Raw genomic sequence first — 16638 nt, forward strand, 5'->3', positions numbered from 1 at the left:
TTAGAGAGGGTAGGGGCCAGTTGTCCCCCTTCCTCCTCCCCTTCATCCGGCAGTCCCCTGCGACAACTTGCTTGTGGGGCCCTCCCGTGGACGGGCCGGGCGCGCGGGGCCCGCTGCGTGCACGCGGACCGGGCGCGCGCCTCAGATCTCGTACACCGCGCCCGCCTTGGCGACCTCGACCGGCCCGTCGAAGACCTCCTGCGCGTCGCGCAGGTTGATGCCCGGGTCGGTCCACGGCGGAATGTGGGTCAGGACCAGCCGTCCCGCGCGGGCGCGCGCGGCGTGCGCGCCGGCCTCGCGGCCGTTGAGGTGGAGGTCCGGGATGTCCTCCTTGCCGTGCGTGAAGGACGCCTCGCACAGGAAGAAGTCGGTGCCCTCGGCGAGGCCGTCCAGGGCGTCGCAGACCCCGGTGTCGCCGGAGTACGTCAGCGACTTGCCGTCGTGTTCGATGCGGAAGCCGAACGCTTCGACGGGGTGGCTGACCAGATCCGTACGGATGGTGAAGGGGCCGACGGTGAACGTGCCGGGGGTCAGGGTCCGGAAGTCGAAGACCTCGCTCATGGCCCGGTCGGTCGGCAGGTCCGCGTGCGCGGCGGTCAGCCGGCGTTCGGTGCCGGCCGGGCCGTACACGGGCATCGGCGCGCACCGGCCGCCGTCGGGCCGGTAGTAGCGGACGACGAAATAGCCGCACAGGTCGATGCAGTGGTCGGCGTGCAGGTGCGACAGGAGCACGGCGTCGAGGTCGTAGAGACCGCAGTGGCGCTGCAACTCGCCGAGGGCGCCGTTGCCCATGTCGATGAGCAGCCTGAAGCCGTCGGCCTCCAAGAGGTAGCTCGAACAGGCCGATTCCGTGGAAGGGAACGACCCCGAGCAACCGACGACAGTGAGCTTCATGCGGGCGTGAACCTCCGTGGCTGGGGGCGGAGCGGCGGGTCCATGCGGGGCTTCGGCGGGGGCGTGCACGGGTCCTCGCCGGTCCTCGTCCGGCGGGCGTCCTTGCCGGGTCCTGAACGGTCATTGCGGTGCCCACGAGCGTAAGGCGCGAAAGGGCTGGTGGCTCCTCCGGCGGGGCGAGCTGTGGGCGGAATCACCAGTCCGGGTGGGTGTGTACAGGAGGGGGTTCCCTCCCTGTCGTTCCCCGGTGCCGTGCGCCTACACGACGCCCGTACGGCGGCGCCGTCCGTCCTCGTACGGCCGTGCCGTCCGGCCGCTCCGGCGGGTGCGGTCGGGGCCGGGCCGGGATCTTGGAGGGAACGGGTTCGGGCCTCTCGGGGTGGTGGCCGGCGCTGACCGTGGTGGCCGCGCCGGCGCTGGTGGCGGCGCTCGTCGACGGACGGGCCCGTGCGCGGGGCGCGCGGAGGCGTCAGAGCGCGCGTTTCAGGCCAAGAGCGCGGGCGCGCGACCGTACGCGCCCCGGTGGGCATCCTTCACGGGTTGCAGAACCGGGCGCCCGCACGCCGCGGGCGCGGGAGATCTGGTGGGCGCTGGTGCCGTACGAGGACGGGCCGGGCGCGAAGGACCGCCCGTGCCCGGTGCTGTCGGTACGCGGCGGTACGGCGCGCGTCGTGAAGATCACCAGCCGGCACCACACGGACCGCCCGGGCGTCCTCCCGCTGCCGCCCGGCACGGTCGGTGCCGGGCAGGACCGGGCGAGCTTCCTGGAGAGCGACGAACTGCGCGACGTGCCGCTGCGGGATTTCCGCCGCCGCGCGGGAACGGTCGACGCGGCCCTGTGGAAGAGGGTCCGCCGACTCACCGGGCACTGAGACCGCGGCACGGACGGACGCGCCGCGCGGCCCGGGGGCGGACCGGTCCGGCCCCCGCCCGGGCCCCGGTGCCCGTCACGCCCAGAGCTGACCGTGCAGCGTCTCGATCGCGGCCTCGGTGGTTTCGGCGGTGTAGACGCCGGTGGAGAGGTACTTCCAGCCGCCGTCGGCGACGACGAAGGCGATGTCGGCGGTCTGTCCGGCCTTGACCGCTTTCTTGGCCACGCCGATCGCCGCGTGCAGGGCGGCGCCCGTCGAGACGCCCGCGAAGATGCCTTCCTCGGCGAGGAGTTCGCGGGTGCGGCGGACGGCGTCCTCGGAGCCGACGGAGAAGCGGGTGGTGAGCACCGACGCGTCGTACAGCTCGGGCACGAAGCCCTCGTCGAGGTTGCGCAGCCCGTAGACCACGTCGTCGTAGCGCGGCTCGGCGGCGACGATCTGTACGCCGTCGACGTGCTCGCGCAGGTAGCGGCCGACGCCCATGAGGGTGCCGGTGGTGCCCAGGCCCGCCACGAAGTGGGTGATGGAGGGCAGGTCGGCGAGGATCTCCGGGCCGGTGGTGGCGTAGTGCGCGCCGGCGTTGTCGGGGTTGCCGTACTGGTAGAGCATCACCCAGTCGGGGTGCTCGGCGGCCAGGTCCTTGGCGACGCGTACGGCCGTGTTGGAGCCGCCCGCCGCGGGCGAGGAGATGATCTCCGCGCCCCACATGGCGAGGAGTTCACGCCGTTCGGAGGAGGTGTTCTCCGGCATGACGCAGACGATGCGGTAGCCCTTGAGCCTGGCCGCCATCGCCAGCGAGATGCCGGTGTTGCCCGAGGTGGGCTCCAGGATCGTGCAGCCGGGGGTGAGCCGGCCGTCCTTCTCCGCCTGCTCGATCATGTGGAGCGCGGGGCGGTCCTTGACCGAGCCGGTCGGGTTGCGGTCCTCCAGCTTGGCCCAGATGCGGACGTCCGCGGAGGGCGACAGCCGCGGCAGGCGGACCAGCGGGGTGTTGCCGACCGCCGCCAGCGGGGAGTCGTACCGCATCAGCACTGTTCCCGGGGGCCGTCGGACATGCCCGAGCCGCCGGCCACGGCCGGGAGGATGGTGACGCTGTCGCCGTCGCTGAGTTCGGTGGAGATGCCCTGCAGGAAGCGCACGTCCTCGTCGTTGAGGTAGACGTTCACGAAGCGGCGCAGGTCCTCGCCGTCGACGAGGCGCTCGCGGATGCCGGAGTGGCGGCTCTCCAGGTCGGCGATGAGGTCGGCGAGGGTCGCACCACTGCCTTCGACGGCCTTCTGGCCGCCGGTGTAGGTGCGGAGGATGGTCGGGATACGGACCTCGATGGCCATGAGAGCTCCTGTGGGAGGGCAGTGACGTGCGGGGCGGGCGTGCGTGCGGCGCAGGCTCGGGGCGTGCGCCGCGGAGGCGCTGGGCGGAAGGGCGCGTTGCCGGGCGCGCACGGCGTGGTGCGCGCTGGGGCCGCCGCGCGGCCGGTGTACCGGCGGCGTCAGGCGGCAGCGCTGATCGGACAGATGGCGCTGGCAAGGCGGCACAGGTCGACGTGCAGCCGCGCCACAAGCAACATGCCCGGCGTCTTCTCGCTCACGTCGTCAAAAACCATGCGGTCATCGTATCGATTCCCGGTCCGGAGACTGGAACCTCGTCTTGCGATGCGGACGTTCGGCGCACACCAGGTGGGACGCGGTCGGCGGCGGTACGGCTCAGGAGCGTGCGCCGTACGCCGCGATCCGCTCGTCCCTGCTGGTCAGACAGCAGCTGACGCAGCGCACGGCTTCGGCGCTCGTATAGAAGAGACAGCAGGTCCGGCGGAGGTAGACCAGGCGCGGGGAGCCGTCCCGGCGTGTGACAGTGACCACATCACCCAGTGCGGCGAGGCCGCCGGGCGCGCCGTCCAGGAAGGCGGCCCAGCGGCGGGCCAGCAGCGCCGGATCGGCGCGGGAAGCGCCGAGGGCGGTGGCGCAGCCGTGGGCCACTCCCCCGCGCAACTGCCGCAGCCCGGCACGGGTGCGGTCCCGCAGGGCGTCGGCCAGAGGAAGCAAGTGCTCGGTGAGGACGGCGCGTTGAACCGCCCCCACGCTCCGGGCGTCCGCCTCCGGCGCGTCCAGCATGCGGAACGTCCGCAGCCGGACCTCCGCGATGCCGTGTCCGGGGTCAGGGCGCAGGAGCACGTTCTCCGGCCGTACGTCCAGGACGTGGCCGGTCAGCGCCCAGTGCAGGACAGCGGGCGCGGTGACCCGGCCTGCGTAGACCGCGATGAGGGTGAGGGCCGCGGCGTGGGCGGTGCGGTGGCCGCTGCCCCGGTACTCGGTGTCCAGCAGGCGGGACAGTTCCGGGCCGTACGGGTCGAGCAGCCGGTCGGCGGCGAGCCAGCCGGGCTCGCCGGGCGGCGGGGCGCCGAGCCCGAGGCGGTAGCGGGGTCCGTGCGCGGCGAGGGCGGCGAGCGGACTTTCCGTTCCGCCGGAGACGGGTGTCCCTCCGTACGCGCTCATCGCTGACCCGCCGCCGTCGTCGTCCCGCCCCGCGCCGCCGCGTCCGGCGGCAGGTACACCACCGTCGGCGCCCCGGTCACCGGATGCGTGCTGACCTCGGCGGCGACGCCGTACACGTCGGCGAGCAGGCCGGGGGTGAGGAGCTCGCGCGGTGTGCCGTGGGCGACGACGCGTCCCTCGCGCAGCACGTACAGGCGGTCGCAGTAGTACGCAGCGAGGTTGAGGTCGTGCAGGGCGAGCAGGGTGCTGGTGCCGAGGGCGGTCACCAGGGAGAGGATGTCGAGCTGGTAGCGGATGTCGAGGTGGTTGGTCGGCTCGTCGAGGACGAGCAGCGACGGCTGCTGCACCAGGGCCCGCGCGACCAGGACGCGCTGCCGTTCACCGCCGGACAGCGCGGCGAAGGAACGGTCGCGCAGCGCCGCGACGCCGACCCGTTCCAGCGCCCGGTCGGTGCGGGCGGCGTCGTCCGCCGTGTCGGTCTGCCAGAAACGCTTGTGCGGGGAGCGGCCCATGGCGACGATCTCGCGCACGGTCAGTTCGAACGTACCGCTGCCGTCCTGGGGCACGGTGGCGATGCGCCGGGCCCGCTCCCTGGCCGAGAATCCGGCCAGGTCGCGGCCGTCCAGCGTGAGCCGGCCGTGGGTGGGGGCCAGGGTGCCGTAGACGCAGCGCAGCAGGGTGGTCTTGCCGCTGCCGTTGGGGCCGACCAGGCCCACCGTCTCGCCGGGCGCGACGTACAGGTCGGCGCCGTCGACGAGGTGGCGGCCGTCGACGCCGTACGACAGGCCCTCGGCCCGCAGCTCGGCGGGGGTGGCGGCGTCCGTGCCGGTGACCGTGGTCGGGCCGCTCATCCGGTGATCCCTTCCGTACGGGTGGTGCGGCGCAGCAGCCACAGGAAGAACGGGCCGCCGGCCAGCGCGGTGACCACCCCGACGGGGATCTCCTGGGAGCCCGCGACCGTACGGGCCAGCAGGTCGGCGAGGACGACGAAGACCGCGCCCGCCAGCGCGACCACCGGCAGCAGGGCCCGGTACGAGGCGCCGACGAGCATGCGGACGGCGTGCGGCACCATCAGCCCGACGAAGCCGATCGAGCCGCTGGCCGCGACGAGGACGCCGGTGACCAGCGACGCGAGGACGAAGACGGCGGCGCGGAAGCGGCCGGTATCCAGGCCGAGGACGGTGGCGCCCTCCTCGCCGACGAGCAGCAAATCCAGCGGCCGGGCGAGGGTGAGCAGCAGCGCGAGGCCGGCGAGCAGGACGATCGCGGGCAGCCACAGGGTGTTCCAGCGGGCCTGGCCGAGGCCGCCGAGCGTCCAGAACATGAGGGACCGCAGGTGTTCGGCCTTGGCCGAGGTGACCAGGACGAGGCTGGTCAGCGCGGAGAGGATGTACTGGACGGCGACGCCTGCCAGCACCAGCCGCCCGGTGGTCATGGTGCCGCCGCGCCGGGCCAGGGCGTACACGGCGACCAGGGCGCCCAGCGATCCGGCGAAGGCGGCCAGCGGCATCGAGACGGTACTGGCCATACTGCCGCCGACGCCGAGGACGACCACCATGACGGCGCCGGTCGAGGCGCCCGAGGAGACGCCGAGCAGGAACGGGTCGGCGAGCGGGTTGCGGACCAGTGCCTGCAGGACGGTGCCGATGACGGCGAGCCCCGCGCCGACGACGGCGCCGAGCAGCACGCGCGGCAGCCGTACGTCGAGGACGATGGTCGGGAACGGGCCGGCCGGCGCGTCGCCGGTCAGGATGCGCAGCACGTCCGCGGGCGGGATGCGGACGGAGCCGAGGACGAGGCCGGCCAGCCCCGCCGCGAGCAGGGCGGCGAGGAGGACGGCCAGGACGAGGGGGTAGCGCAGCCGGCGCGGTGCGGCCGCGGTCTTGCAGCTCACCGGGGGCTACTTGAGGGCGTCCGGGTGCAGCTGTCCGGCCAGTGACCGGACGGCTTCCGGTACGCGTACGCCGAGCACCGCGCTGGACAGCGGCAGTACCGCGAACCGCTTGTTCCTGACGGCCGGCACGTCCTGGAGCGCCGGGTCCTCCAGCAGCCGCTTCTTCTTGGCCTCGACGGGGGTGCCGCCGTAGTCGTAGATCGCGATGATCTCGGGCTTGCGCTCGACGATCTGCTCCCAGGAGACGTCGGTCCAGGTCTTGGCGGTGTCCGCGAAGACGTTGCGGCCGCCGGCGAGGGAGATGATCTCGTTGCCGATGCCCTTGCCGCCCGCGGTGTGCACGGCGCTGTCGCCGCTGTCGTAGACGAAGACGGAGGCCGGGGCGGTGCCCTTGAGCTTGTCCTTGGTGGCGGCGATCGTGGCGTCGGCCTTCTTGACGAGGGCCTCGGCGCGGTCGCGTACGCCGAAGGTGGCGCCGACCTCGCGGATCTCCTGGGCGAGCTGCTGGACGCCGGTCTTCCCGTGCGTGCAGTACTCGATGTTCAGGCGGGTCCTGATGCCGGACTTCTCCAGCGTGGCCCGGTCGCGGCCCTCGCCCTTGTCGAAGGCGCTGGCGTAGCCGCCGTAGACGAAGTCGGGGTTGGCGCCGAGCAGCGTCTCGTAGGAGGGGTACTCCTTGGCCAGGACCTTGACGCTCTTGTAGTCCTTCTCGTACTGCGGCAGCACCTTGTCGTCGAGGTAGGCGGTGCCGGCCAGCCGGTCCTTGAGGCCGAGGGCGAGCATGATCTCGGTGGCGTGCTGGTTCATGGTGACCACGCGCTCGGGCGGGGCCTTGAAGGTGGTGCGTACGCCGCAGTTCTCGACGGTGTACGGGAAGCCGGCCGCCTCGGACGCGGCCCCGCCGGACGCTTTCGCGTCGCTGTCGCCGCCGGTGCCGCAGGCGGCGAGCGGCAGCAGGAGCGCCGCCGATACGAGCGCGCGCAGCGCGCCGCGGGACCTGGTTGTGGACATGGCCGTGCCTCCTCCGGGGGATCCGCGTCCCCTGGTCGGTGTGAGGGCGGCAGGTCAGTTCCTGGCTTCCAGGCGTGCGGCCTGGTCACAGTGGCGGGACCGTCCCGGATTCGCACCGGGTTCCTGGGTCCTGCCGCCCGAGGTGATGCGGCACAGTGTGTCAGGTGAGCCGACGGCATCCGCCGTCGCGGTGGCCGGTACGCGGCCACGGCCTCGACGGTCAGTACGCGTCGACGACCTCGACGTCTTCCTCCGTGACCTGGCCGTCCACGATCCGGAACGAGCGGAACTGGAACGGCCCGGCGTCGTCGGCGTCGGCCGTGGAGACCAGGACGTAGTGCGCGCCGGGCTCGTTCGCGTACGAGATGTCCGTACGGGACGGGTACGCCTCGGTCGCGGTGTGCGAGTGGTAGATGATCACCGGTTCCTCATCCCGGTCGTCCAGCTCGCGGTAGAGCTTGAGCAGGTCCTGGGAGTCGAACTCGTAGAAGGTGGGCGAGCGGGCGGCGTTGAGCATCGGGATGAACCGCTCGGCGCGTCCGCTGCCGGCCGGGCCCGCGACCATGCCGCAGGCCTCGTCGGGGTGGTCCTTGCGGGCGTGGTCCACGATCTGGTCGTACAGGGCCTTGGTAAGGGTCAGCATGGGCCCCAGAATAAGCAGGCGGGCCGGACCGTACCGAGGGTTGGTACGAACCGGCCCGCATGCCGGACAGCCCGCCTTGTGCAGGCCGCCCTCAGCCCTTCTTGCCGCCCGGCGAGGCGGCCTTGGCGACGGCCGGCGCACCGGCCTTGCCGAACATGTCGGGGTTACGGGACTTGAGCACCAGGTAGCTGACGCCCAGGACCAGCGCCCAGACCGGTGCCGCGTACAGCGACACCCGGGCGTCCGGGTCCACGCCCATCATCACGATGACCATGCCGATGAAGGCCAGCGCGAAGACCGAGGTGTACGGGGCGCCGGGCGCCTTGAACTCGGACTGCGGCAGCTCGCCGCGGTCGGCCTTGGCCCGGTACCGCAGCTGCGAGAGCAGGATCATGATCCAGGCCCACATGCCGGAGATCGTCGCGAAGGAGACGACCAGGTCGAAGGCCTTGCCCGGCCACTGGTAGTTGATCCACACGCCGAACAGCATCATCGCGACGGAGACGCCGGTGCCCCAGGTGGGCAGGCCGTTCTTGCTGAGGCGGGTGAACAGCTTGGGTCCCTGGCCGTTGAGCGCGAGGTCGCGCAGCATCCGGCCGGTGGAGTACATCCCGGAGTTGGCCGAGGACAGCGCCGCGGTCAGCACCACGAAGTTGACGATGGCCGCACCGGCCGGCAGGCCGATCTGCTGGAAGGCCGCGACGAAGGGGCTCACGCCCGGCTTGAAGACGGTCCAGCTGACGACGGACAGGATGATGATCAGCGCGCCGATGTAGAAGAGGCCGATCCGCCACGGCACGGTGTTGATCGCCTTGGGCAGGACCTTCTTCGGGTCGGTGGCCTCACCCGCCGTGACGCCGACGAGTTCGACCGCCAGGAAGGCGAACATCACGATCTGCAAGGTCATCAGCGTGCCGCCGATGCCCTTCGGGAAGAATCCGCCGTCCGACCACAGGAGGGTGAAGGAGGCGGTGTCACCGGCGTCGGAGAAACCGATGGTGATCACGCCGAGACCGATCAGGATCATGCCGATGATCGCGGTGACCTTGACCATCGAGAACCAGAACTCCAGCTCACCGAAGAGCTTCACGGAGATCAGATTGATGCCGAACAGGGCGACCGTGAACACCAGGGCGGACGCCCACTGGGGTATTCCCTTGTTCCAGTACTGCACATAGGTGGCAGCTGCAGTCACTTCCGTGATGCCGGTGACCACCCAGAACAGCCAGTACGTCCAGCCGGTCACGAATCCCATGAACGGGCCGAGGAATTCGCGGGCGTACTCCGAGAAGGAGCCCGACACCGGGCGGTACATGAGCAGCTCGCCCAGGGCCCGCATGATGCAGAAGATGACCAGGCCCACGATGGCGTAGGCCAGGATGATGCTGGGTCCCGCTTTCGAGATCGCCTTGCCCGCTCCGAGGAACAGACCGGTTCCGATGGCGCCACCGATGGCGATCATCTGGATCTGCCGGTTTCCCAGCCCCCGCTGGTAACCCTCTTCCGAGGCAGACCCCGCGGCGTCGCTGCCGCCGGCTTTCTTTTCGACCTGCACAGAGGTCATGTGTGGTGCGCCCTTCTCCATTCCGACCCGGTCTGTCCGGATCGGGTTCCGATCCCCCCGGATGGAGTTCCTGCACGCCGACGGTCGGCCGGCCAAGCGCTCCCGGAGTGACAGGGGTGGCGTCACTCACGGCAGGTCGTGAACATGTATCACGGCCCCTTGGGTATCTACCAGTGATGTCTTGGGGCCGAGCACAAGAAAAGTAGGATAAATGCTGGAATGCCCTGCTGGGTAATCAGGGCCGGTGACGCGATCGTTATCCGGATTTGAGCGTCCGCTGAGCGGGGTGCGGCGGCGGGCCGCCACCCGTCACCCCAGGTGCCCCGAGGGGCTCAGGCCGTCAGCGTCTCGATCAGGCTCTCCTGAAGACCGCCCAGCCACAGGTAGGCCATCACCATCGGCTTGCGCGGGTCACTGTCCGGCAGCCGCAGCAGCTCGCCACTCTCGTCCTCGTCGGTGACTTCCAGACGGGTGCCGATGGCCAGCCGGAGGTCGTTCAGGGCCCCCAGCCACTGCCGCGACTCGTCCGGCTTCAGGCGCAGCACGGCGCCGTCCATGCCACCCTCCTCGCCCGTACCGCCCGCCCCGCCGACCGGGCCGAGCGCGTCCAGGGCCCGTACGACCGCGAGCGCGTCCTCGCGCTTACGGGTGCGCAGGTCGTTCTCCGTGTAGCGGCGGAACTCGGCCGCCGCGGCGTGCGTGGCGTCGTCCGGCACCTCGTCCGGGCCGCCGTACGCGTTCGGGAAGAGCCGGGCCAGCGCCGGGTCGGACGGGGGCTCACTGGGACCCTCCGTGAACAGCGCGGCGAGCGGGTCGTCGCCCTCGGCCGGCTCCTCGCCCGGGCCGATCAGCTCCATGAGCTGGACGGCGAGGCTGCGCAGGATGGAGATCTCGACCTCGTCGAGGGGGGCGGCAGCGCCGCCGCCGGGCAGGGGCTCGAAGTGGCCGGCCATCAGCGGTCCTGCGTAAGGGTCGCCCACAGGCCGTACCCGTGCATCGCTTGCACGTCGCGCTCCATTTCCTCGCGGCTGCCGCTGGAGACGACCGCCCGTCCCTTGTGGTGAACGTCGAGCATGAGCTGCCGGGCCTTGCCCTTGGAGTAGCCGAAGTACGTCTCGAAGACGTACGCGACGTAGCTCATGAGGTTGACGGGATCGTTGTGCACCAAAGTGACCCAGGGCACGTCCGGGTCGGGCACCTCGGAAGGTGCCTCACTGGACTCGGGTCGTTCGATCTCCACGGGGGCGCCGAGCGCGCAGCGCGTCGATCGAAGGGCGATGGTGGCAGACGGGTCGGCGCTCACGGTCTCCATGCTGCCACCCGTGGTGGGGCATCGCACAAACAGCCCGGGGAAATCGTCAGAGTGACGAGTATGAGAGGTAGCATCCTCACCATGAACACAGCAGACCTGGGGCTGCCGGTGGCCGTGCCGTCGACTGCGCTCTTCACCGACCAGTACGAACTCACCATGCTGCAGGCCGCGCTGCGGTCCGGGACCGCCGACCGCCGCTCGGTCTTCGAGGTCTTCACCCGGCGCCTGCCCGAAGGCCGCCGCTACGGCGTCGTCGCCGGAACGGGCCGGGTCCTGGACGCGGTGGAGAACTTCCGGTTCGACGAAACGATTCTCGGCTTCCTGCGCGAGCGCGGCATCCTCGACACGCGCACGCTGGACTGGCTGGCCGACTACCGCTTCCGCGGCGACATCTGGGGCTACCCGGAAGGCGAGGTCTACTTCCCCGGCTCACCGATCATGCGGGTGGAAGGCACCTTCGCCGAAGCCGTCCTCCTGGAGACGGCGATCCTCTCCATCCTCAACCACGACTCCGCGGTGGCCGCCGCCGCGTCCCGCATGGCCGTCGCCGCCGGCGACCGCCCGCTCATCGAGATGGGCGCCCGCCGCACCCACGAACTCGCCGCGGTCGCCGCCGCCCGTTCGGCCTACGTCGGCGGCTTCCACTCCACGTCCGACCTCGCGGCCGGCTTCCGCTACAACATCCCCACCGTCGGCACCAGCGCCCACTCCTTCACCCTGCTGCACGACAGCGAGCGCGACGCGTTCCAGGCACAGGTCGACTCGCTCGGCAGCGGCACCACCCTGCTCGTGGACACCTTCGACGTCACCGAGGCGGTCCGTACGGCCGTCGAGGTGGCCGGGCCCGGCCTCGGCGCCGTACGCATCGACTCCGGCGACCTGCTGCTCCTCGCCCACCGGGTGCGCCAGCAGCTGGACGAGCTGGGCGCCCACGACACCCGGATCGTCGTCACCAGCGACCTGGACGAATACGCCATCGCCTCGCTCGCGGCGGCCCCGGTGGACGCGTACGGCGTCGGCACCCAGCTGGTCACCGGCAGCGGACACCCGACCGCCTCCATGGTCTACAAACTGGTCGCCCGCGCCGACAGCGACGCACCGGACGCACCACTGCGGCCCGTGGCCAAGAAGTCCATGGGCGGCAAGGCGTCACTCGGCGGCCGCAAGTGGTCGGCGCGACGGCTGGACGAACACGGCGTCGCGGAGGCGGAAGTCGTGGGAACCGGACCGGTACCGGATGAATTCGCCGGACGGCAGCTCGCGGTGCCGCTGGTGCGCGGCGGGGAAGTGGTCGCGCGCGAGCCGCTGGAGGCGGCACGGGAACGGCACCTCGCGGCGCGGGCCGGGCTGCCGATGTCGGCGATGCAGCTGTCCCGGGGCGAGGCGGTGCTGCCTACGGAGCAGGTTTGAGGGGGCGCGCCCCGGACCGCCTGTGCGCACTCCCGCTCGGCGGGGCTTGTGGCTACCCTCGGTCACACCGCTCCGCGCCCACTCCCCCGCTCCCAGCCGGAAGGCTCGCACCATGCACCGGGCATTGATCGTCGTTGACGTGCAGAACGATTTCTGCGAGGGCGGCAGCCTTGCCGTGGCAGGAGGTGCGGATGTGGCTGCCGCCATCACCGATCTGGTGGGTGACGCCGCGGGCAGCGGCTACCGGCACATCGTGGCGACCCGCGATCACCACATCGACCCCGGTGACCACTTCTCCGTACGCCCGGACTACGAGACGTCCTGGCCCCCGCACTGCGTCGCCGGCACGGAGGGCAGCGGCTTCCACCCGAACTTCGCACCGGCGCTCGCGTCCGGGGCGGTCGATGCGGTCTTCTCCAAGGGCGCCCACGCTGCCGCTTACAGCGGCTTCGAAGGCGTGGACGAGAACGGGCGCCCCCTGGCGGAGTGGCTGCGCGCTCACGGCGTGAGTGAGGTGGACGTGGTCGGGCTGGCCACGGACCACTGCGTGCGGGCCACGGCGCTGGATGCGGTGGGGGAAGGGTTCCGGGTCCGGGTACTGCTGGACCTCACGGCCGGGGTGGCGGCGGGGACGACGGAGCGGGCGTTGGGCCGGATGCGTGCGGCGGGCATCGAACTGACCGGAAAGCCGGTGGTGATCGCGGCGTAGCGCGCGTAGCGTGCGGGGTTGCCTGGTGGGGGTGCGCGTTTTGCGCTGTCTGTCCGGTGGGTGGGGGCTCGGGGCCACACAGGGGTCACTCTCCCCCAGCCTTCGGCCGGGGGGACCCCCACGGCACCGTTGAGCCCTTCTAATGCGGATTCGGTGACCGGGAACCCGGCTGCCTGCGGGGAGACCCCTGTATGTCCCCGAGCCCGCGCCATTTGCGGCTTTCCGAGCATCTGGGCTGGGGACACGCACAAGCCAAGCCCTACCCGGCGAGGGTGCTGCGAAGCAGCGGCCGCCGGACCAGGGGCACCCGGCTGCCCAGCGCGCCTCAGGCTCGCCGACGTCCTCCCGGCCAGCCCACCGCCGGGGCGGCGCGCGCGTCCCACTGCCGGGCAACGGGCTGCCTTCCCGCCCCATCACCAAGGACCTCACCCCTCGGTGGGCGGGCACCAGGGTCATCGACAGACTCCCCCCAGCTGTCCCGGACTCGCCAAACCGGCCCGAGGGGGTGCGTAGGGGGCCATCCCCGCAGGCAGCCGGGTTCCCGGACACCGAATCCGCACTACCAGGGCTCAACGGTGCCGTGGGGGTCCCCCCGGCCGAAGGCTGGGGGAGAGTTGGCCCCCTGCGCACCCCCGCCCCCCAGAACCAACCAATGCGATCCGCGCGACAGCGCAAAACTCGCGCGAAGCGCAGAGGCCCACCCACCGGCGCGCACCCACAAACCAGGCCCACCCGCCGCGCCAGCGGCTACGCAGAGCGCAACAGCGCCCGTATCGGATGCCACGACTCCGTATCGTCCTCCAGTGTCTCGCGCCAGACCAGGCCGTCGGGGTGGTGCAGGACGGCCGTGATCTCGTCCGGAGTGGGGGGTTCCGTGTTGCCTCGGAGGTAGACCGCCCGGAGGCCGAGGTTGCGGAGCCTGGTCAGGGCTCGCTGGCGGTTCACGGCGTGGACCAGGACGCGGACGCGGTGTCCGTTGTCGCCCGGTCTGGGCAGGGCGAGGGCTACCACCACGCTTCCGCCGGGAAGCCTGATGAACCCTCCTCCGGTTGTGGGCACGGTTTCCCCCGTGAGACTCGGCGTCAACAAGGACTCGCAGGATGCAGTTAAACGCGATCGGCCGCCGCCCGCTAGGGGGCGGCGGCCGATTGGGCTGTGACCTGCGGTTTTGCTGGTTACTTGGTGGAGGGTCCCACCTGGAGGGTCACCGTGGAGCCGTTCCAGGACTCGTTGAGGATCTTGATCCGGGTGTTGGTGTCAGCAACGATCACGCCGCCGGTCGGGTTGGCCTCGTCGTAGTAGTCGCCCTTGCGGTCGTCGAAGACGGTCACGCCGGGCTTCGACTTGATCTTGGTGATCTTGCCGTCCTTGTGCAGCGTGAGCGCATCCGTGCGGTGCCGGGTGAAGGTCGAGTCGTAGGACTGGAAGCGGTTGCGCATCAGCTTGCCGTCCGACCACTTCTCGGCCTTCGGGTGGGCGTCGACCGGCAGGATCTGGCCGTGGCCCGGGTGCTGGCCGACGTTGTTGTCGGGCTGCGAGGTGTCCCACAGCCAGATCAGGACGCCGTTCTGGTACGGGAAGTGCTCGACCCACTGGGGGCGGGTGGAGGCCCAGCCGAAGTTGTACGGGCCGGTCTTGAGGGTCTTGTCGTACGAGACGTACTGGCGGTTCTCCGCGATGTAGTAGCGCGGGTAGTCCTTGGTGAAGGACGCGCCGATGCGCGAGAAGCCCTTGGCGGTCCAGCCGTTGTCACCGGCCTCGGCGCCGTCCGTGAACAGCGGCTTGCCGTCGGCGGTCACCGAGATCGCGTCCGCGGCGAAGCCCTTCTGGGCGGCGCCGCCGTCGGTCTGGTAGCGGAAGCGCAGGTCGATCTTCTTGCCGGCGTACGCGTCGAGCGGGAAGACCAGGTCCTTGTAGGTGCCCGACGTGCCGGTCAGGGCGGGCTTGTCGCCGCCGTCGCGGGTGATCGGCTTGCCGTCGGCGGTGCCTTCCAGCGGCGTGTAGTTGGCGCCGCCGTCGGTGGAGACCTCGGCGTAGGCGAAGTCGTAGTTCTGCTCGATGTCCCACCAGCCCTTGAGGGTCAGGGCGGCCTTCTTCTTGCCGGTGAGGTCCACGGAGCGGGACAGGGTGTTCTTCAGGTCGTTGCCCATGCCGCTCCACCACTGCTGGGCGCCTTCGGCGGGCTTGACGATGTCGGTGCGGACCGTCTTGGCGGGCAGTTCGACGACCAGGGCCTGCTTGTTCTTGGTGTTGTACTCGGCCACGCCCAGCTTGTGGGTGGATTTGGTGGCCGCCTTGGCCTTGGCGTAGTTCAGCCAGCCGAGCTGGAGCTTGTCCCAGGCGCTCATGTCGCCGGGGAGGTCGCCTATGGAGTCCTTGCCGGTGCCGAGCCAGGAGCCGCCGGACATCAACGACCAGGAGTCGACGGAGGATTCGCCGGTGCCGGTGGTGTCGTACTCGTCGGGCAGGCCGAGGTCGTGGCCGTACTCGTGGGCGAAGACGCCGAGGCCACCGTTCTCGGGCTGCATGGTGTAGTCGCCGACCCAGATGCCGGTGCCGCCGATCTGGGTGCCGCCGGCCTTGTTGCCGGCCGGGCCGGTGCGGCCGGAGTCGCTGCCGTACGCGTACCAGCGGTGCGCCCAGATGGCGTCGGTGCCCTGGGCGCCGCCGCCCGCGGACTCGTCCTCGCCGGCGTGCACGATCTGGAAGTGGTCGATGTAGCCGTCGGGTTCGTTGAAGTTGCCGTCGCCGTCGTGGTCGTAGCGGTCCCACTGGTCGTACTTGGCGAGGTCGGCCTTGATCTGGGCGTCGGTGCGGCCCTTGGCCTTCTGGTCCTCGGCCCAGCGGTTGACGCCGTCGCGTATCAGGTCCCAGGCGCTGGCGCAGTTGGTGGAGCCGCAGAAGTTGGAGCCGTACCGGGCTTCGTTCCAGTCGACCTTGACCCAGTCGGAGACTTCGCCGTCGACGGAGTAGCGGCCCGAGGACTGCTTCTCGTAGTACTTGGCCAGGGATTCCTTCTTCTTGTCGTGGGAGAAGTAGAGGTCCTGGAAGTGCTGCCGGTCGTAGTCCTTCTGCCAGGCGGTGGAGTTGTCGTTGCGGCGGTCGGGCCGGGCGATGGTGTTGTGCGCGGGGCCCGGCTTGCCGCCGTACTTCTTCACCGGGGGCTTGGGGCCGTCGCCGTCGGGGTCGTACATCGTGGTGTCGTCGACCTTGTCGCCGAACTCGACCAGGATGGTGAAGATCTTGTCGGTCTTCTCGCGGGCGAGTTCGACGTACTTGCCGCGGTCGAGTTTGACGATCTGGGAGGCGCCGTGCCGGGTGGGCTTGGCGTCGCCGGAGATGACCTGCTGGAGCGCTTCCTTGCGCTGCGCCGCCTGCTGGTCGCTGAACGGGCCCTTGAGGTCGTGGTCGACGGCCTGCTTGGCGGCGGCGCCCGGGTCCTGTCGCTGGACGGCGAGCGGCCGGGGGCCGTCGTCGGCCTGCGCCGGCGCGCCGGAAGACAGGGTGGCCGCCCCGATCGCGGCGGCGGCCGTGGCCAGGGCGGCCGGTCTGAACGCCCGTCTCTTGGCTCTCACTTGGCGCATTCCTCCCCTTGGAAACAGTCACTGGATGCCAGCATTTGACCGGAAGGGGGAGGGAAAAGACAGATCTTGACTTGGGCACGACAGAGAAGTACGGTTTTCGACCCTCGGAATGCGGGTATCGGACAGCGCCGGGCATGTCAGGGTGCGTAGTTCCTGTACGTATGCGCACTCCCCCGGCGGCTCCCCCGCAGCGTGCTCCGCACACTCCAACGGGCGCCTCGAACGGGCCCGTTCAAACCCGGGATGAATCCGT

Annotated in this window: 17 protein-coding genes and 1 riboswitch; of the genes, 3 read left to right on the top strand and 14 right to left on the bottom strand. The window is 70.9% G+C overall.

Features of this window, described 5'->3' with window-relative positions; all coding sequences use genetic code 11:
- Positions 1-141: 141 nt before the first annotated feature.
- Positions 142-894 carry an MBL fold metallo-hydrolase gene (locus tag ACZ4Z1_RS14510; protein WP_468486907.1) on the bottom strand — a complete coding sequence of 251 codons (753 nt, stop codon included), beginning with the start codon at positions 892-894 and terminating at the stop codon, positions 142-144.
- Between the two features lie 350 nt (positions 895-1244).
- Here ACZ4Z1_RS14510 and ACZ4Z1_RS14515 point away from each other — a divergent pair, with 350 nt between their 5' ends.
- Positions 1245-1766 (top strand): type II toxin-antitoxin system PemK/MazF family toxin, encoded by a 522-nt coding sequence (locus tag ACZ4Z1_RS14515; RefSeq protein ID WP_468486908.1) that lies wholly within the window; start codon positions 1245-1247, stop codon positions 1764-1766.
- 75 nt (positions 1767-1841) lie between these two features.
- On the opposite strand, the gene ACZ4Z1_RS14520 is transcribed toward ACZ4Z1_RS14515, so the two are convergent.
- The 11 genes from ACZ4Z1_RS14520 to clpS form a co-directional block, all read right to left on the bottom strand.
- On the bottom strand, positions 1842-2792 hold the full coding sequence (locus tag ACZ4Z1_RS14520; protein WP_468486909.1) for a PLP-dependent cysteine synthase family protein: 951 nt from the start codon (positions 2790-2792) through the stop codon (positions 1842-1844).
- A complete protein-coding gene (locus tag ACZ4Z1_RS14525) occupies positions 2792-3097 on the bottom strand; it encodes a MoaD/ThiS family protein (protein ID WP_468486910.1) in 306 nt (101 codons plus the stop codon). Before ACZ4Z1_RS14525 ends, ACZ4Z1_RS14520 begins: the two co-directional genes overlap by 1 nt.
- A 158-nt stretch (positions 3098-3255) precedes the next feature.
- Positions 3256-3369, bottom strand: a complete 114-nt coding sequence (locus ACZ4Z1_RS14530; RefSeq protein ID WP_468486911.1) for a putative leader peptide — start codon at positions 3367-3369, stop codon at positions 3256-3258.
- A gap of 100 nt (positions 3370-3469) precedes the next feature.
- The gene (locus ACZ4Z1_RS14535) at positions 3470-4258 is read right to left on the bottom strand and encodes a (2Fe-2S)-binding protein (RefSeq protein WP_468486912.1); all 789 of its coding nucleotides are present in this window, start codon (positions 4256-4258) and stop codon (positions 3470-3472) included.
- A complete protein-coding gene (locus ACZ4Z1_RS14540; protein ID WP_468486913.1) occupies positions 4255-5109 on the bottom strand; it encodes an ABC transporter ATP-binding protein in 855 nt (284 codons plus the stop codon). The genes ACZ4Z1_RS14535 and ACZ4Z1_RS14540 overlap by 4 nt, the downstream gene beginning before the upstream one ends.
- Positions 5106-6152 (bottom strand): FecCD family ABC transporter permease, encoded by a 1047-nt coding sequence (locus tag ACZ4Z1_RS14545; protein WP_468486914.1) that lies wholly within the window; start codon positions 6150-6152, stop codon positions 5106-5108. Before ACZ4Z1_RS14545 ends, ACZ4Z1_RS14540 begins: the two co-directional genes overlap by 4 nt.
- Positions 6153-6158: 6 nt before the next feature.
- Positions 6159-7163, bottom strand: coding sequence for an ABC transporter substrate-binding protein (locus ACZ4Z1_RS14550; protein WP_468486915.1), 1005 nt, complete (start codon positions 7161-7163; stop codon positions 6159-6161).
- A 35-nt stretch (positions 7164-7198) separates the two neighbouring features.
- Positions 7199-7312, bottom strand: a riboswitch (cobalamin riboswitch).
- 71 nt (positions 7313-7383) lie between these two features.
- Complete coding sequence (locus tag ACZ4Z1_RS14555; RefSeq protein WP_468486916.1) at positions 7384-7806, bottom strand: M67 family metallopeptidase; 423 nt, start codon at positions 7804-7806, stop codon at positions 7384-7386.
- 91 nt (positions 7807-7897) lie between these two features.
- Positions 7898-9370 carry an amino acid permease gene (locus ACZ4Z1_RS14560; protein ID WP_468486917.1) on the bottom strand — a complete coding sequence of 491 codons (1473 nt, stop codon included), beginning with the start codon at positions 9368-9370 and terminating at the stop codon, positions 7898-7900.
- 332 nt (positions 9371-9702) lie between these two features.
- Positions 9703-10323 (bottom strand): DUF2017 domain-containing protein, encoded by a 621-nt coding sequence (locus tag ACZ4Z1_RS14565; RefSeq protein WP_468486918.1) that lies wholly within the window; start codon positions 10321-10323, stop codon positions 9703-9705.
- Positions 10323-10682 (bottom strand): ATP-dependent Clp protease adapter ClpS, encoded by a 360-nt coding sequence (clpS, locus tag ACZ4Z1_RS14570; RefSeq protein WP_361144836.1) that lies wholly within the window; start codon positions 10680-10682, stop codon positions 10323-10325. The genes ACZ4Z1_RS14565 and clpS overlap by 1 nt, the downstream gene beginning before the upstream one ends.
- 81 nt (positions 10683-10763) lie before the next feature.
- On the opposite strand from clpS, the gene ACZ4Z1_RS14575 reads away from it, so the two are divergent.
- Both ACZ4Z1_RS14575 and ACZ4Z1_RS14580 read left to right on the top strand, forming a co-directional pair.
- Entirely contained in the window at positions 10764-12092 is a 1329-nt protein-coding gene (locus ACZ4Z1_RS14575) for a nicotinate phosphoribosyltransferase (protein WP_468486919.1), read from the top strand.
- Between the two features lie 112 nt (positions 12093-12204).
- Complete coding sequence (locus ACZ4Z1_RS14580) at positions 12205-12801, top strand: isochorismatase family protein (protein ID WP_468486920.1); 597 nt, start codon at positions 12205-12207, stop codon at positions 12799-12801.
- Positions 12802-13548: 747 nt separating this feature from the next.
- Here the strand turns inward: ACZ4Z1_RS14580 and ACZ4Z1_RS14585 are convergent.
- Together ACZ4Z1_RS14585 and ACZ4Z1_RS14590 are read right to left on the bottom strand one after the other, a co-directional pair.
- Positions 13549-13860 carry a hypothetical protein gene (locus ACZ4Z1_RS14585; RefSeq protein ID WP_468486921.1) on the bottom strand — a complete coding sequence of 104 codons (312 nt, stop codon included), beginning with the start codon at positions 13858-13860 and terminating at the stop codon, positions 13549-13551.
- A 116-nt stretch (positions 13861-13976) separates the two neighbouring features.
- A complete protein-coding gene (locus tag ACZ4Z1_RS14590; protein ID WP_468486922.1) occupies positions 13977-16376 on the bottom strand; it encodes an immune inhibitor A domain-containing protein in 2400 nt (799 codons plus the stop codon).
- Positions 16377-16638 lie beyond the last annotated feature (262 nt).

The organism is Streptomyces sp. NPDC030165 (assembly GCF_055573595.1).